Annotated in this window: 16 protein-coding genes; 5 read left to right on the top strand and 11 right to left on the bottom strand. The window is 45.3% G+C overall.

Annotated elements, in window-relative coordinates; genetic code table 11:
- Positions 1-264: 264 nt before the first annotated feature.
- Positions 265-645 carry a transposase gene (locus F6K52_RS18480; protein WP_293080598.1) on the top strand — a complete coding sequence of 127 codons (381 nt, stop codon included), beginning with the start codon at positions 265-267 and terminating at the stop codon, positions 643-645.
- Positions 646-836: 191 nt separating this feature from the next.
- On the opposite strand, the gene F6K52_RS18475 is transcribed toward F6K52_RS18480, so the two are convergent.
- From F6K52_RS18475 to F6K52_RS18465, 3 genes are all read right to left on the bottom strand, one after another.
- Positions 837-1,715, bottom strand: a complete 879-nt coding sequence (locus F6K52_RS18475; protein ID WP_293080595.1) for a hypothetical protein — start codon at positions 1,713-1,715, stop codon at positions 837-839.
- Positions 1,716-1,959: 244 nt separating this feature from the next.
- A complete protein-coding gene (locus F6K52_RS18470; RefSeq protein ID WP_293080600.1) occupies positions 1,960-3,060 on the bottom strand; it encodes a DUF1565 domain-containing protein in 1,101 nt (366 codons plus the stop codon).
- 109 nt (positions 3,061-3,169) lie between these two features.
- Positions 3,170-4,051 (bottom strand): hypothetical protein, encoded by an 882-nt coding sequence (locus F6K52_RS18465; RefSeq protein ID WP_293080592.1) that lies wholly within the window; start codon positions 4,049-4,051, stop codon positions 3,170-3,172.
- Between the two features lie 97 nt (positions 4,052-4,148).
- On the opposite strand from F6K52_RS18465, the gene F6K52_RS18460 reads away from it, so the two are divergent.
- Complete coding sequence (locus tag F6K52_RS18460) at positions 4,149-4,280, top strand: hypothetical protein (RefSeq protein ID WP_293080589.1); 132 nt, start codon at positions 4,149-4,151, stop codon at positions 4,278-4,280.
- Positions 4,281-4,365: 85 nt separating this feature from the next.
- Here the strand turns inward: F6K52_RS18460 and F6K52_RS18455 are convergent, their stop codons facing one another.
- Positions 4,366-4,995 carry a L,D-transpeptidase gene (locus tag F6K52_RS18455; RefSeq protein WP_293080586.1) on the bottom strand — a complete coding sequence of 210 codons (630 nt, stop codon included), beginning with the start codon at positions 4,993-4,995 and terminating at the stop codon, positions 4,366-4,368.
- 225 nt (positions 4,996-5,220) lie between these two features.
- Between F6K52_RS18455 and F6K52_RS18450 the strand changes: the two genes are divergently transcribed.
- Both F6K52_RS18450 and F6K52_RS18445 read left to right on the top strand, forming a co-directional pair.
- Positions 5,221-5,724 (top strand): hypothetical protein, encoded by a 504-nt coding sequence (locus F6K52_RS18450; protein WP_293080583.1) that lies wholly within the window; start codon positions 5,221-5,223, stop codon positions 5,722-5,724.
- Between the two features lie 314 nt (positions 5,725-6,038).
- Positions 6,039-6,179, top strand: coding sequence for a hypothetical protein (locus F6K52_RS18445; RefSeq protein ID WP_293080580.1), 141 nt, complete (start codon positions 6,039-6,041; stop codon positions 6,177-6,179).
- Positions 6,180-6,277: 98 nt separating this feature from the next.
- Here the strand turns inward: F6K52_RS18445 and F6K52_RS18440 are convergent, their stop codons facing one another.
- The 5 genes from F6K52_RS18440 to F6K52_RS18420 all read right to left on the bottom strand — a co-directional run bounded on the left by F6K52_RS18440 (position 6,278) and on the right by F6K52_RS18420 (position 11,776).
- Positions 6,278-7,537 (bottom strand): S-layer homology domain-containing protein, encoded by a 1,260-nt coding sequence (locus tag F6K52_RS18440; protein ID WP_293080577.1) that lies wholly within the window; start codon positions 7,535-7,537, stop codon positions 6,278-6,280.
- Between the two features lie 104 nt (positions 7,538-7,641).
- The gene (locus tag F6K52_RS18435; RefSeq protein ID WP_293080573.1) at positions 7,642-8,517 is read right to left on the bottom strand and encodes an energy-coupling factor transporter transmembrane protein EcfT; all 876 of its coding nucleotides are present in this window, start codon (positions 8,515-8,517) and stop codon (positions 7,642-7,644) included.
- A gap of 45 nt (positions 8,518-8,562) precedes the next feature.
- Positions 8,563-9,954: a ribosome biogenesis GTPase Der gene (gene der, locus F6K52_RS18430; protein ID WP_293080569.1), complete on the bottom strand. Its 1,392-nt coding sequence runs from the start codon at positions 9,952-9,954 to the stop codon at positions 8,563-8,565.
- A gap of 369 nt (positions 9,955-10,323) precedes the next feature.
- Positions 10,324-11,391: a folate-binding protein gene (locus tag F6K52_RS18425; protein WP_293080567.1), complete on the bottom strand. Its 1,068-nt coding sequence runs from the start codon at positions 11,389-11,391 to the stop codon at positions 10,324-10,326.
- Positions 11,381-11,776 (bottom strand): hypothetical protein, encoded by a 396-nt coding sequence (locus tag F6K52_RS18420; protein WP_293080564.1) that lies wholly within the window; start codon positions 11,774-11,776, stop codon positions 11,381-11,383. Before F6K52_RS18420 ends, F6K52_RS18425 begins: the two co-directional genes overlap by 11 nt.
- A 404-nt stretch (positions 11,777-12,180) precedes the next feature.
- Between F6K52_RS18420 and F6K52_RS18415 the strand changes: the two genes are divergently transcribed.
- Positions 12,181-14,400, top strand: coding sequence for a protein kinase (locus F6K52_RS18415; protein ID WP_293080561.1), 2,220 nt, complete (start codon positions 12,181-12,183; stop codon positions 14,398-14,400).
- 293 nt (positions 14,401-14,693) lie between these two features.
- Here the strand turns inward: F6K52_RS18415 and F6K52_RS18410 are convergent, their stop codons facing one another.
- Entirely contained in the window at positions 14,694-14,831 is a 138-nt protein-coding gene (locus F6K52_RS18410) for a hypothetical protein (RefSeq protein WP_293080558.1), read from the bottom strand.
- Between the two features lie 34 nt (positions 14,832-14,865).
- Positions 14,866-15,078 (bottom strand): hypothetical protein, encoded by a 213-nt coding sequence (locus F6K52_RS18405; RefSeq protein WP_293080555.1) that lies wholly within the window; start codon positions 15,076-15,078, stop codon positions 14,866-14,868.
- Positions 15,079-15,635: the final 557 nt, after the last annotated feature.

The following is a 15,635-nucleotide window of genomic DNA, read 5'->3' as shown; positions in this document are numbered from 1 at the left end:
ACTTGATCTGCTATCTAGGATCAGCCAAGGGCTGTGGCAACGCTATGAGAATACTTTATCGCGGTAGTGCATGCTACACCGAACAGCTTTTGATTAAAATAAACTGACAGCTGACAGCTGACAGCTGACAGCTGACGGCACCTCAAGTAGCACTCAAGTAGCCCATATGCTTACCAGGCTCCAATGTTTTGGCAAAAAAAATGTAGCGCTTACCACGCTAGTCAGGTACAATGAGGATAGTTCAGATAATTCTCCTCAAGCACTATGAAAGCCTACTCTGTTGATCTTAGACAAAAAATTATTGATGCTTATAATCAAGGCAATATCTCTCAACGTAAGCTTGCTAAACAGTTTAATGTTGCCTTAAGCTTTGTTCAGAAATTACTCAAACAGTATCGAGAAACAGGAAATATTGCTCCCAAAGTTCGCACTAAACAAACTCCGATAAAACTTACCCCAGAGCAATTAGATATTCTCCGAAATCTTGTCATCAAAAACAATGATGCTACCTTAGATGAACTCCGGATTTGGTTAGCAGAAGAAACGGGTGTTTTAATTGGTCATTCCACAGTCGATAGGATGATTAAACGTTTGAATTTAACCCGGAAAAAAAACTATAGACACCACAAAAAGAGGAAAAAATAATTTTTAAAATAATCTTGATATTTTATCGATAATCGAGACTCGGTCAATGGGGAATCGTAGTCATATTAATGATTCCCCATGACTCATCCCAATTACCAAAATTGTTGTAAGCGGTCAGCGGTCAGCGGTCAGCGGTCAGCGGTCAGCATTCAGCTTCAAAAAAAGCTAATTTGGGGTAATTTAAAGGTGCCCTAAATTTCTTCAGCTGCCCGCTGAATCAGATGACGAGCAACAGTTTGAATCCCAGTATGCTCATAACAATTGGTACTAGCGTCTAGAAATGCTGCTACATAGTCTAACTTGTCATCAGCAACTTCTATCACGCCACCCATACGATCAAACAGTGACTCAGGGCTTAACCCAGTAGAGGAAATTAAATTATCCATCCAGTCACCAACTGCATCAAAGGTGTTACGGATAAATCCCAGTTGCTTGAATTCAGGAATTGAGTCACTGAGCATGGTAAAGGCAGGATTGTTTGCTAGAGGCGACTCCCCTCCTTCATCCAGGCTCTTTCGGACTTTAGATATGAAGTCAGCACCCAGAGGAATTAGACCATCGATGGCAACTAAGGCTACCATTCGCATCAGAGCTTCGTTATGATAGTTTTCTTTCACAGAAGCAGCAAAATCTACCGGATTCAAGCCAAGGCCGTGAATCTTGCTATGAGCGATCAGTTCTCCGACGAGTTTTATACTCAAGTCAACGGATTGAACCGTGTCAGCTTTGGGAGTTAGTTTGTCTAAGAATGGGATCCAACGGAAGGTATCCCCGACTTTATCAGCTAAAGCGGCTGCTGCGATCGCTGTGTCAGTATTGTCAAGAGTTCGGTAAATCCAGATAGCTGTTTGGTATCCCTGGTCAGGGTCTTCGTACAGCTCCAGGGCGCGCTCGCGAATTGACTCAATGTCATCTGGATATGTTTTCCCTGTCACTGAGCAAATTGTATTGTCAAAACCGACGAGATTTTCCCATTCCCCCGGAACAATAAAATCCAGTACATTCAGGATTTTTACGGTTAAATTATCCTCTGGTAGTTCGTCAACTAATTCAATAATTGATTGACCCATTTTCAGTTTCTTTTACTATAAACTTCTCTCACGAAAACATACACAATTTTAAATGTCAATTGTGAAGGAATCATGAAAAAAAATTGTCAGCTATCAGCTTTGCTTAGGTATACCAATTCGCTTAGGAGTTGTGATAATTTTTGTTCTCTTTTGCCTACTCCCTGCTCCCTACTCCCTACTCCCTGTTCCCAGATCCGCTGTTCCCAGATCCGCTGTTCCCTTTGGTATAGCATACTGAGTCAAACTAATTAACGTCAAAGTCTTCAGGAAATTCAGGAGAACTTGGTTGAGCTTCTAGCAGTGCAGCAACCCCATCCCCCTTGAGCTGATTTCCAATTACTAATAGCTTTTTGCCAGTAACATTATAAATGTCATAACGTTCATTACCTTCAAAAAGGTTGTTACCAGGAATACTAGCAGTGCCTAAATCTGGCTGAGATTGGCTAATCGCTACCAAGCCATCCCGACTATTGTTGATAATTTGGTTATCTCGCAGCACAGGACGTGCAGACCCTTCAATCACGACCCCGTCAATGTTGTCACGAATCTGATTATTTACTACCAAGGGTGAACTGTTGCCCCCTATCACCAAACCATGACCGGTTTGCTCAATAATATTACCCCGGATTTCTCCTGTTGCTTCCCGAGTTACAGAGATACCGTTTCCTTGGTTATTGGCAAAACGGTTATTTTCTATCAGAGGGTTTCCTTTACCACTAACAAACACTCCTTCGCGATCGCTATTGATAAAGGTATTGTTACGAATGATGGGATTGGTGGATTCTACCCACACACCACTCCCTCTGGTATTAGGATTAGTAATAGTTAGTCCCAGAATCTGAGCATCTTGAGCTGCTAATATCGTTACGTTCTGACCAGCCCAAGTGCGACTGAGGTAAAGACCGCCACCAATTATAACTACTCCTTCACCTCTAGCGGACTTGTTTGCCTGGAGAATCATGCCAGGTTTGAGTTTAAGGGGAAAGGTTTCTCCCTGTTCAACGGTGTACTGACCTGGGGCTAGGTGGATAGTAGCTAAGGGACGAGCTTGCTGTAAGGCATAGGTAATAGTTTTAAAGGGATTAGCAGTGGTTAGACCAGCGTTTTCGCTGTCTGTACCTTGTTGAGAATCCACATACAAAACTTGCTTTATCGCTGGTGGCGACTGCTCAGGGTTCGGTCTCGGGAAGGTACGAGTAGGAAAATTGTCTGGTGTTGGTCTACTTATCCTGCCAGATGAATCCCATTGCTCACAGCCTGTTACCGCTAAAGCCATCATTAATCCAGCAGCAACTAATACAAAGTTAGGGGATTCAGTTAGCTTAGAAACTTTGTATTGCAGCATTGTCAAGGTTAGTACTTAACTTAATTGGAGCAAAATATTTCCCCATTATAGCGTTTTTCATCACTATGAAAAACGCTATAGTTGTGTACTACTAGCCTAGTCAATTAGGCTAGTCAATTTCTTCAGCAGCACGAAGAATTAAATGACGCGCAACGGTTTGAATACCAGTATGCTCATAGTAGTTAGTGCTAGCGTCTAGAAATGCCGCGACATAGTCTAACTTGTCATCGGCAATTTCTACAAAACCCCCGAGACTGTCGGAGAGTGAATCACGGCTTAATCCAACCGAGGATACTAGATTATCCATCCAGCCACCAACTGCATCAAAGGTTTGAGTAATGAATCCCTGTTGATCGTCATCTGGGATTGAGTCCTTGATGGCTTCAAACTCATCATTGTTGGAAAAGGATGATTGATCTCCTTCTTCCAGGGTATTTCGTACTTTAGACACGAAGTCTGCACCAAGAGGGATTACCCCATCAATGCAAACTAAAGCTACCATCCGCATCAGAGCGGCTTTATCATAGTTTTCCTGGATAGAAGTGGCAAACTCGAAGGGATTCAAGCCAACCTTGTGAATTTTGCTATGGGCTAGTAGTTCCCCTACTAATTTCAGACCCAAGTCAAGCCCTTGAAGCTTGTCCGCTTTAGGAGTCAGTTTCTGTAAAAACGGGATCCAGCTAAAGGTATCCCCAACCTTGTCGGCTAAAGCCGCTGCTGCGATCGCTTTGTCAGTTCTGTCAAACTTTTGATAAATCCCAACCGCTTTTTGGTATCCTTCATTCGGGTCTTCGTAGATGGCGAGGGCGCGATCGCGAATTTTCGTAATTACGTCGTAATCCTCTTCCCCAGTTAGCTTGCGAATCGTGTGGTTAAACCCCACTAAGTTTTCCCACTCCCCTGGGATCACAAAATCCAGTGCGTTCAGTATTTTTACGGTTAGACTATCGGTTGACAGTTCATCAACTAACTCAATTATTGATTTACTCATAAAAAAACACGTTTAATGTTTGGAAATACCGTTTCTAGTAGACCGGGTCGGAAAGTTGAACCTACACCCTCCTAACTATAACAATCGGATTTCAGTTGTGAAACTCTCCAAAACCGGAAGTGGAGCAACAGACCACGACGAAGTATGGGTGAAAATTGCTTCAACTGCTGGTAAATACAACAACATGAGTCGCGCTCATTTTCCCCAATACCTAAAACCATTAACCTAATACCCAACACCTATCTAGGTTTGAGCTTTGTTGTCACCCCGTGAGCTTACTTGTTCTGGGGTTTAACCTATTCCGGTATAGTATGTCAAGGCTCTACGATTACCGGTGTTCCTATAGCAACCTTTTCAAATAAATCCCGGACATCTTTATTGAGCATTCGGATGCAACCGTGAGAAACAGCTTGTCCGACGAGTTCCTCAGCAGTTGTTCCATGAAATCCAATATAATCCTTCCCATTAGTCCAAAAACCAATCCAGCGATCGCCAAGGGGATTATTGGGCCCTGGAGGAATTACTTCACCTGTCCAAGGATGCTCCCAAGCTGGATCCTGAAGCTTTTCGATGACTTCAAAATTACCTGTTGGTGTTTCCCAACCCACTTTACCAATGGCAATTGGGTAACTGTTTAGGACTTGAGCCGCTTGATAGACATAAACACGACGTTCACTCAATTTAATCACCAAACGAGTAATTTGAGTAACCTCTGGTGGCAAGTCTTCTTCTAGAGGAAGATATAGATCCCGGTCTCCAAGGGGAGGCAATTTTGGGGCTTCAATTCCCGGCAATTCATTTTGAGGTAAAACCTCTTTAGGAGTAGGAACAGGAATACTTATTTTTTCAGAGGCAGCTACCTGCTGTTGCCCATAAAGTATTGGAATTACTATACTCAAGCAGAGTAGCTTTAAGCTCCGAGATAGTAATTTATCTCTCACCATTTCTAATTAGTTTTTATTTATAACAACTTTATAACATCACTTTAATCTACTTGAAAAGCAACATTGTCAAAAACGTTAACACCAAGGTAATTAGTGATTTTGGCAGACCAAAAGTTAGTAAATCTACTGATAATCTATTCCGGAAACAATCTATTATTTCCGTAGATTTTACAGTAGATTAGTGAATTTTAAATTCTTCGATTAACAGAAATATAAGTTAAGTTGATGATGAATATTAAAAACTTGAATGTCTGGACAGGGACTACCTTGTCATTGCTGCTGTGTACCCTTACTATGGCTCCCGCTAAGGCTAACTCAATGGATGAACAAGCCCAAAACCGGATCCTGAAACAAGACCGGGGGCAAGAGCTTGACAAAGGTACTATCAAGAGTATCGTTGGCAATATAGTAAAGATTAGGCTTGACAACGGTAACAGCAGGACGGTTTGGCTACCCACTTCCAAGCTCAGGCAATGGCATTTGATAGAAGGTAAGCAAGTCTTGATGGCTGGAAATCGTATCGTTAATGTGGTTAGTTCCAGTGCTTTGGCGAGTGCAGAGACTACCAGGGTTACCAGTCGTGTTAGCGAGGTGTTAGAGTCTGTCCAAAAGAGGCGTGTCGAACGGGTGAACGCTCTTCCGAGAACTGTCATTTCCACTCCTGTACAGCCAAGAGTGATCACTCCTCCTCCAAGGCCATTTGGGATACCTGTTAGAGCACTGTGGTAGTGCTCAGGGGGTGACAAACAGCCTTAAAAGCTTTACGGGGTGTGGGGTGTGGGGTGATGGGTGTAGGGAACCCACCCCTAACCCCTCCCAGGAGGGGAAAGATCAGGAGCTGGCGGAGTTGCGACGGGACGGTTAAATCAGGTCTCGGATCGATTGTTATCCCATCGGCTCACTCCAAATTCCCTGTCAGCCATGCAAGTTCCGCACACAGAACCATGCGCCATGAGCGACGGCATCAAGACAGATGCGATCGCATACAGAAGTCAAACCATTAACAACTGCGTCAACACGATGGTTTATGGTTAACGGTTGCCTTGATAGTTGACAATATAGGACTTACGCAAATCCCTCAATTTAAAGCTACCTGTAGGGTGGGCAAAACCTTGCCCACCCTACTTTTCCCTGCTCCCTGCTCCCTGCTCCCTGCTCCCTGCTCCCTGCTCCCTTCTCCCTAAATTCTCATCAAAAATATTGCCCGGAGTTTTAACTCCGGGCTAATCAATAAAGTCGATTAAAATCGGGTAATCATTACCTGAACGGGTTACTGATAATTCTATTGTGGACCTACAATATAAGGTGAGGAAACTCCTTGAGCCTTACCTGCTTTAACCAAAGCCTGATAAAGCATAGAAACCATCTCAGCATGAGTAGCAGGTTCATTGGGTCTGAGCATAGTTTTGTCACTGTAGTTAACAACTATACCCGCTTCTGTTGCTGCTGCTACTTTCTCAATCGCCCACTCAGGAATCTGATCCTTATCTCGGTAAATCTCTATGGTTTGGGCTGGATTCGATGAAGGTTTAAGATTAAGACCACTAATTAGGCTAACCAAAATCTGTACACGAGGAACCTTTTGCTCAGGACGGAACTCCTGTCCAGGATATCCTGACATAAAGCCAGTTTCGGTAGCTTCATCAATTGCTTTAGAGGCTGATTTATCAGTAGGTTTATCCTTGTAATTTACTCGTTGTCGCTTCTTCTGCTCTTTAAACACTTTTTGAATTTGAGCAGCTAACTCTCCCCTTGTCACCGGTCTGTTGGGTAAAAATTTCTGATTAGGTAAGTTAACTAATGCCTTGTCCCGGGCTAGAGGTACCAAGAAAGGACTTGCCCAATGATTATTAGGAATTTCATTGATTTCAATCAAGCGGAAATCGCTAACATCTGTAGGGATAATAATAGTTGGTGATGAGGCTCCGGCTTGGTCAGAACCAGTGCTACCGTCAGTACTGCCATCCCCTCGGGCTTGGTCAGAACTACCGTCAGTACTGCGATCGCCTCGGGCTTGGTCAGGCCCTGTGCTACCGTCAGTACTGCCATCCCCTCGCAATTTGCCCTTGCCCATGGTGCGGTTGGGATATCCTGTGGATGAGTACCCTGATGAGAATAGCCCCAGGAATGGACCAGTTTCTGAGTCCTCTAGTGAGTTATCTTGAGGTGACCCGAGAATAAAACCGGTAGCTGAATCAGGTGAATCTCCCCTGAACAAAGAACGATTTCTTGATTTGGAGGATGAGGAGCTTTCAGATGATGACTTATCCCCACCAGTGATTGATTTAAGGCTTGGGAATAGTGATAGTTCTCCCGTTGACTCAGTTGAATCAGATGATGCTATGGGAGACTCAAGGGATTTTAAGCTAAATTTTTCCCGGTTGCCCTTTGTGCCCCAAAAGAAAATTAGACCAACAGTGGCAAAAGCGACGATAATCGCCAGTAATTCATCAAGCTCTAGAATCGGTTTGCGGCTTGGCTGAGGAGGTGTTGGGGGAGGTGTTGGGGATGGTGATTGCTCGGACGGTGATTGATTTGTCATAGGATGGCTGATCTACACATCTTGACTGCTTTCCCTGGTTTTAAAGCCTAGGGATTGCTTGAAGTTACCTAGATTAAACCATAGCTATGTTCTTGACAAAAGATTCATATTTTCCAACCCCAGGTTAATCTTACTCCCCAAAATACTAGTAAACTTGCCAGTGCTAACCAATCACACCAGCGTATGCGCAGTTGATGCCACTCCACTTGATGCTCATTGGGACTAGTAAAGCCTCTGACAGTCATGGCACTAGCAATTTGCTCAGCCCGTAACAGTAAATTTTCCAGAAGCTTTTCCGCAACCATTAACCAAACTTGTAGGCTTCGGTTCAGACCGAGTTTTTTCCAGTTGATAGCACGAGTGCGTATGGAACGAGCTAAATTCTGTACTTCTTCTAGCACTAGGGGGATAAAGCGCAAGGAAAGGGTTAAGGTGAGCAGAATTTCCGTAACCGGAACATTCAAACGCCGTAAGGGTTTGATTAAGCTTTCTAAACCTGCAGTAATTTCTTCTGGTGCTGTGGTCAGCAGGAAGAGACTGGAACTATAAACTAGGGTAAATAGAGTTGTGCTGATCCGGATCGCTAAATCTAATGAGCGACGAGTAATCGTAACCGGTCCCCCACTCCAGATTACATAACGGTAGTCAGTAGGTTGGGGTAGGCTGAATTCTTGAGGTAGTCGTATTTGATGCTCAATTGCCATACCATCTGGAAAAGTCGCAGTCATCAAAAATGCAAAACATGCTATCATCAACAACCAACCCATTTGCTGACGCCACACCCGCCAGGGAATCCTAGCGGTAAGGGTGATGATAATCAGTAAGGAGGATAGCCCGAGCCGACAGAAGGGATTTGCCAACAGGGGTGCGATCAGAAAACTGGTCAACCAAAACATCTTTACCCTGGAGTCGAGGTGATGCATCCAAGTGAAGGGTTGTTCTAAATACAGTCCGATGGGAAGCGATCGCAATAAATCCATGTGAGTGCTGAGTGCTTAGTGGGTAGTGGTCGAGGCAGTTATTTGTCAAACACGAGTAGCTCGATTGAGGTTGATTTGAGCTTCTTCTCCATCACGGACTTTTTTGCCTCGCCACAGTAAGCGTAGTGGTGTACCGGTGAAATCTAATTGTTGGCGGAACTGACGCTCTATGTAGCGACGGTAGTTGTCTTTGAAGCGTTTGGGGTCGTTGACAAACAGGGCAATAGTGGGAGGTTTAGATTTTACCTGGGTACCGTAGTAGATTTTGCCCTGACGTCCTTGGCGATTGGTGGGAGGAGTGTACCAGCTAACAGCTTCTTGTAATACTTCATTAATTACAGAGGTAGAGACACGACGTTGATGTTGATTGGCAGCGGTGTCAACTAAATCTAATATTGTTTCGACTCGCTTGCCGGTCATGGCACTAACAAAGATTATTTCAGCCCACTCGATAAAACTCAGTCGGTCTTTTACCTGTTTTTGGTAGTCATAGATAGTGTAGGAATCTTTTTCTATGGCATCCCACTTATTAACTACAATTATCGCAGCACGCCCTTCATCAGCAATACGTCCTGCCAGTTTTTGGTCTTGCTCTGTCACGCCATCTATAGCATCAATCACCAGTAGCACTACATCTGAGCGGCGAATGGCTTTGAAGGCACGATTAATACCAAAAAATTCGGGTCCGTAAGTAACGTTTTTCTTTTTGCGAATGCCAGCAGTGTCTATCAAGCGATAGGTTTGGGCTTCAGTACCCTTTTCTGGATCTGCTGACCGTGCTACTACCATATCAATAGCATCACGAGTGGTACCAGAAATTGGACTAACGATGGAGCGATTTTCCCCAGTGAGGGTGTTCAATAAGCTCGACTTTCCGACATTGGGGCGTCCGACAATGGCGACTTTAATCTCTGGGATTTCTTCGATAGTGTCTACATTGGGCAGGTAGGTAACCAGCTTTTCTAGTAATTCTCCTGTACCATTGCCATGAATTGCTGAGACCGGGAAGGGTTCTCCTAAATTGAGTTCCCAAAACTGGGAGGCTAGAATAATTCCTTGCTGGGGAGATTCACATTTATTGACAGCTAGCACAACTGGGGTATTTTGTATACGTAACCATTGTGCGATCGCTTCATCTCCAGCTGTGGGTCCCGCTTGACCATCCACCACCAACACTGCTGCACTCGCTTCAGCCAAAGCTGCCATTGCCTGTTCTCGAATCAAGGGCAAGAACTCGGTATCATCATCAAAGACTAAGCCCCCAGTATCGACAACCAGGTAGTCTCGGTCTTGCCAGAAAGCAGGGCGATAAGTGCGATCGCGGGTTACTCCTGGTTGGTTATGAACAATAGCATCGGTCACTCCTGCCAAACGATTGACCAGGGTTGATTTCCCTACATTCGGGCGTCCGATAACTGCAACAATTGGCAGGGCCATAAATGGATCTCCTCACATGAGGAGTGTGAATGCTTTAGTCTTTAATTCTATCGCAGTTCTCAACTGGGTCAGGTCCTAGGGAGTCGGGAGTCGGGAGTCGGGAATCGGGAATCGTAACCCACCCCTAACCCCTCCTAGGAGGGGAATTGGGAATCGGGAAAAAATTCTGTTTTCGTGATTAGCATCATACACGCTATGATACTTATTTGATAGGCATTTTGATATAGATTCTTGTCTATTTTTATCCTTTGTGATATTATGCGATGCCAGCTAATTGGCTCTGCTATGCTATCGCTTAGCGGCTGAATGCTCGCGCATCGTATTTTTTTTCAACAGACGTTTCCGAAGGAAAAGCTACAGAGTCCGGGATTACTCAGGGCTGGGCTCATAATAATCATGGCTCAAACCAGGTACAGCCACAATTTCCCCTTCGACGTCTCCTAACATAACGTTTAACCCTACACCACCAGCCTTAGTGCGGATATAGGCTAAACCAAAGACTCCCTGGTCAGTTTCCGTCAAACTGGTGAGCTTGCCCACTTTTTTTCCATCTACGGTGATGGCGCTCCCTAGGTCAGTAGGAGCACTTAAGCGGATACCCCATAGTCGTTGCTTAACTCCTTTGTAGGTATTCAAGCGCGCAATGGTTTCTTGACCAATGTAACAGCCTTTGCTAAAGGAGATGGTTTCCCACAAACCAGCTTCGAGAGGATTGTAATCTTCCGTGAGTTCATGACCAGGCGCAGGGCGTCCCTGTTGGATACGCAACTGTTGCCAAACGCGATCGCCTATAGGGATTGCTCCTGCTGTGGTTAAGGTCTGCCAAACCTGGGCAGCATTCTCGGCAGGGCAAATTACAGTATATCCTGGCAAGGCTAAGCCACTCCCGACAGCGATGCGGACTTGATTATCCCCGAGCATCAGTTGCTGGTGACTAGCATCTTCTCCTGATATCTCGACACCCAACCCTGTTAAAAGGCCATTACTTTCGGGTCCCATCAAGGAGAAAACAGCATGGTGCTCCGATACATCCTGCAATTCCACTCTATCCATGGGAAAGATATAACGATCCAGCCACTCCATGATCTGCTGGCGGCAATTTGGAGAAACTAGCAATAGCACTGCGTCTTCTAAGATATAAGCAGTAACTAGGTCGATAGTCCGAGCAGTAGATGTGACAAAAACCGTTTCACAGCCTTGGCCTGGCTGTCGTGTTTGGAAGTCATTGGTGCTTTGATTGTGTAGATAGCGTAGTCGGTCATCACCAGATACTTTTATCAACCCCCAATGGCAACAATCAACTAAGGCAACTCCCTGACGGGCTGCTTCAATCCCTGCGGCATCATTGCCAAAACTTACTGGAATCATCCGTGAAGCCACCGACTCAAACTTTGCCCCAGCCAGGCGCTGGGCATCTAGCAATTGGTCATTTATCATTAGTATCTACTGGCAATCCTGCCACAACGTCTTCTACTAGCTGTTTGGCTTTAGCATCTAGACACTGCCAATCTACCTCACCAGCCTGATCAATCAGCATCGGATCAATGTCTACTGGCTGAGAGTCTAATTCAGAGTGGGTTGGTTTATAGTCACGAAAACAGACTTGGAAACACAAATCCCATATATTAAGGGCGACTGTTGTATCTTGATGTGCCAAAGACAACTCATAGCCCGGTATGGGTGTAGTAACGTTTTTATAGGTGATTTTCCAGTTTGTTGGCTCCAACTGCAGCCGAATTTGATCTATTATACGAATAAACGCCGGTTGCATCAGCAGTTGAGCTTGTTCCCATGCCAGCGTATCCTTAAATAAGGGTTTCATTCATTAACTCCCAAACAGCCCTTTAAGGGTGTTATCCTACCAGCCATTAAATAAAGCAGCAATTATTCCTGACCAGCTTCGTCGCTGTTAATACTATACCGATAATCGTAAGCGGTCAGCCCTCAGCCCTCAGCCCTCAGCCCTCAGCCCTCAGCCCTCAGCCCTCAGCCCTCAGCCTCTAGCTGATAGCCTCTAGCTGATAGCCTTAAGCATAATGCTGATAACTGATAGCTGATAGCTGATAGCTGATAGCTGATAGCTAACTGATAATCAGAATAGAAATTGTCACAGTCCTGGTCAATAATACCGATCAGCGTATGTTAAACATGAGACAGTTAGCAACCCGCCCCCTTGGTGCGGAGTTTTAATCTTCCTTTTTGTGAAATCTTAGGCACATCAATCCTATGTTAGGCAAGTTACTGGACGGGCGTTACCAAGTGACTCAAGTCCTCGGTTCCGGGGGATTTGGCAAAACCTATTTAGCCAAGGACACGAAGCGTCCAGGTAACCCAAGCTGTGTTGTTAAGCAACTTCAGCCTCCCAATGGTTCTCAGACATTTTTAGACACTGCTCGACGGCTATTTAGCAGGGAGGCTGAAACCCTAGAAAAGCTGGGCAATAATGACCAAATTCCTCGACTACTTGCCTACTTTGAAGAAGACCATGAGTTTTACTTGGTGCAACAGTTCATCGAAGGGCATCTATTGAGCCAAGAGTTGTCACCTGGTCAGCGCTGGCAGGAAAACCAGGTGATTGGGCTATTGCAAGAAGTTTTAAGTATTTTGGAATTTGTCCACCGTCACGGTGTGATTCATCGCGATATTAAGCCCGATAACCTGATCCGACGCACGGCAGATAGAAAGTTAGTGTTGGTGGACTTTGGTGCCGTTAAGCAAGTTCAAACGGATTTGGCTAGTGCCTATAGACAAACTCACCATACTGTGGTAGTAGGCACTCCAGGCTATATGTCCAGTGAGCAGGCTTTGGGTCAGCCCTGTCCTAGCAGTGATATTTATGCCCTAGGGATTATTGGGATTCAGGCACTAACCGGAATGGTGCCAGATCAGTTTCATGAAGACCTCAACACTGGTGAAGTTAACTGGCAATCTCTGGTGTCAGCGAGTGTAGGATTAAGTGTAGGATTGGCGAATGTCCTTACCAAAATGGTTCGCTACCAAGTCAAAGACCGTTACCAGTCGGCATCCCAGGTTTTACAAGACTTACAGCAATTGAGTGCTAATTCAAAAGCGTACTCCATCAATTCCCCAACCTACTACTCAATTCACAATGTCCCTACAGTAGAAGAAAATTTCCCACCAGAGCCAGTATCAACCCCGTTCTCAGAGCAACAAACTTGGGATGCAAATGCCCATGGAGGTTCTACTCCAAATAAACCAGCAGCTTCTCCGTTGCCTCCAACTAAGGTAGATCGATCGGATAATTTGTCTTTGATCATTGGTACTGGTATTGCCTTAGTGACGTCTTCGATAGCTGGTATGATCTACTCCGTGCGTTCTAGCTCTTGGTCACCACCTAGAATAGCGCAACCAATTCCTCCTAGGAGTACACCCAATCGCCGTTCAGCTCCGGTAGTATACGAGCCACCAGTCCCAGCAGCCCCAGGTAATTGCCAGGTGACAGGTTTCAGTGTTAATGTGCGCTCCGAGCCGAATGGGTCAAAAGTAGATCAGCTGAATCAGGGAAGCAGTCTGGTTCTAACTGGTAGTGGACAACCTGGCTGGGTAGAAATTAGTTCACCGGTTACGGGGTGGGTGTTTACAAATTTGACTGACTGCGCACCAACGGTTGAGCCAGTGGTGGCATCGGCTCCGGAGAGAAATGTTCCAAAGAGAACGATTAACCGAAAACCAACACCTGTGGTCAGGAGGACTCCATCGTCACCACAGACCCGTCAGCCAACACCAGCACAACCGGTAGATAATGGCTCACTAATTTTGGCAAGAGCAGTGCAAAACTATCAGGCAGGAAATATCAAGGGGGCAATTGCGATCGCACAAGATGTTTTGCCTAGTAGTGCGGCTTTCAATGGTGCCCAAAGCAAAATTGACCAATGGCATAACGAATGGGTATCCTTTGAACGCAAATTTGATAAGATTCAACAAGCCTATGAACAGGGTAGGTGGGTTGATGTGTTGAACTATGCTCAGAACAGCAATTTGCCAGCACATTGGCGTCAGAGGTTAAATCGAATCATCAATGAAGCTCGGCAGCAACAAGCAAAAATAGAAGCTCAAAGAAAGCAACTCGCTGTACAGAATCAAATTGGTTCTAGAGCAAAGCAAGAAATTCAAAACAATTCACAGCCTGCTTCACGACCGGTTTCTATTGCTGCACCATTGCCTAAACAGCCAGTGGTTAACGGTCAGAAAACTACTGCACCACCATCGTCTAAATCTACTAAAATCAAATATTACGTGATACTCAACGACGGGAGTCTCAGTGGTTTAGCAAATGCCAAGAAAATTGTCCCTGGTGCTTTTTTGGGTCGATTCCCACAAGGGTCTCGAATTCAGATGGGAGCATTCAAAAATGAAGCGAAGGCCAATGCTTTTGCTAACCAACTACGTCAACAAGGAATGAATGTTTCAATCTATATGCCTTAATAATTAGGGGTTGCAGATTTAAGGAAAGAAAGGGAGATCTAAAGGTGGAATTAAACCCTCATAATTGTCCCAATTCAGGGGAACTTTGATAGTTTTTTTCACCCATGATTGGGGGGCTAGGGGGGCAAAACCATTCCCATAAAATGCAACGCCAAAATTCCCACACTTCCCACACTTCCCACTGAGTGCATGGGATGTTTTGTAAGACTCAAGTTGAGAATTGTCCGTTGAGGTAACCGCACTGATGCTTGAGTACTTGAGGGACGTTGCTTTCGCTCACAGGGGTAGGTTTTTTACATTTGGGTCGGGAGTCGGGAATCGGGAGTCGGGAATCGGGAGTCGGGAATCGGGAAAACCGGGAAATGGGGAGAATTATCCCGGAAAATAGTGTGTATTTTGATACATATTTTGAGGAATTTATACGTAATCAAAGTCCCTACTCGCCCCTTTGTAAAAAACCTACCCTTATGAGCGTTGCTTTCGTCCCACTGAGCCCCTGAGATTTTCCTGGGCCGACCAACCGGCAAGACCCGTCGATTCGTTCCCGTAGCGGCTCCAAAGGAGCATTGATCCTGACCCGATGGAAATGGCTTCGGCTTGGGTTTTAGCCGTATATAACAACAGTTGTGATGCTTCTTGATGCAGTCGCTCATGGGGGAAACCACGGCAGTCGCTCATGGGGGAGACCACGGCAGTCGCTCATGGGGGGAACCCCCAAGACCGCGCTGCCTCCCCAAGACCGCGCTGCCTCCCCAAGACCGCACTGGCTCCCCAAGACCGCGCTGCATCGCTTGTTGAGGTTGTTAATATAGTTCAAGACACGTTCATGTTGCCAGTATATGTATCTGTTCAATGGCGCCATCGACATCCCCAAACCACAAACAAGTTTCAACTGCATCTAGCCGCTGCTGCGGGTCAATCTACCTTGCCCAGATTATTGATTTTGTGATACCAGTCAGGAATGTCACATCGTTGTGAGGTAGTTCCAATCTCAGCAAAGATATTCCAGTATCCGTCATGACCGGAGATGAAACTAAAGAAGAGGGTCGCCTTACACCAAGCTAATTTAACCCAAAACTCACAGACTGCCAACTATAAAGGCGACCCTCTTCTAGCGGTAACTTCTGACCATCACCCAAGCAGATCACAGGTGTGGCCACTGTATGATGGTTGACCCAACTGACCAAGCTATCATGCACGCAGAAGACTGCACCTACACAGTGCTTTGGAAAAGA

Origin of the sequence: Moorena sp. SIO3H5 (genome assembly GCF_010692395.1) — a bacterium.
Taxonomy (GTDB): Bacteria; Cyanobacteriota; Cyanobacteriia; order Cyanobacteriales; family Coleofasciculaceae; genus Moorena.
The sequence above is the reverse complement of the archived record's forward strand: the minus strand, read 5'-3'. Positions and strand labels throughout refer to the sequence as shown.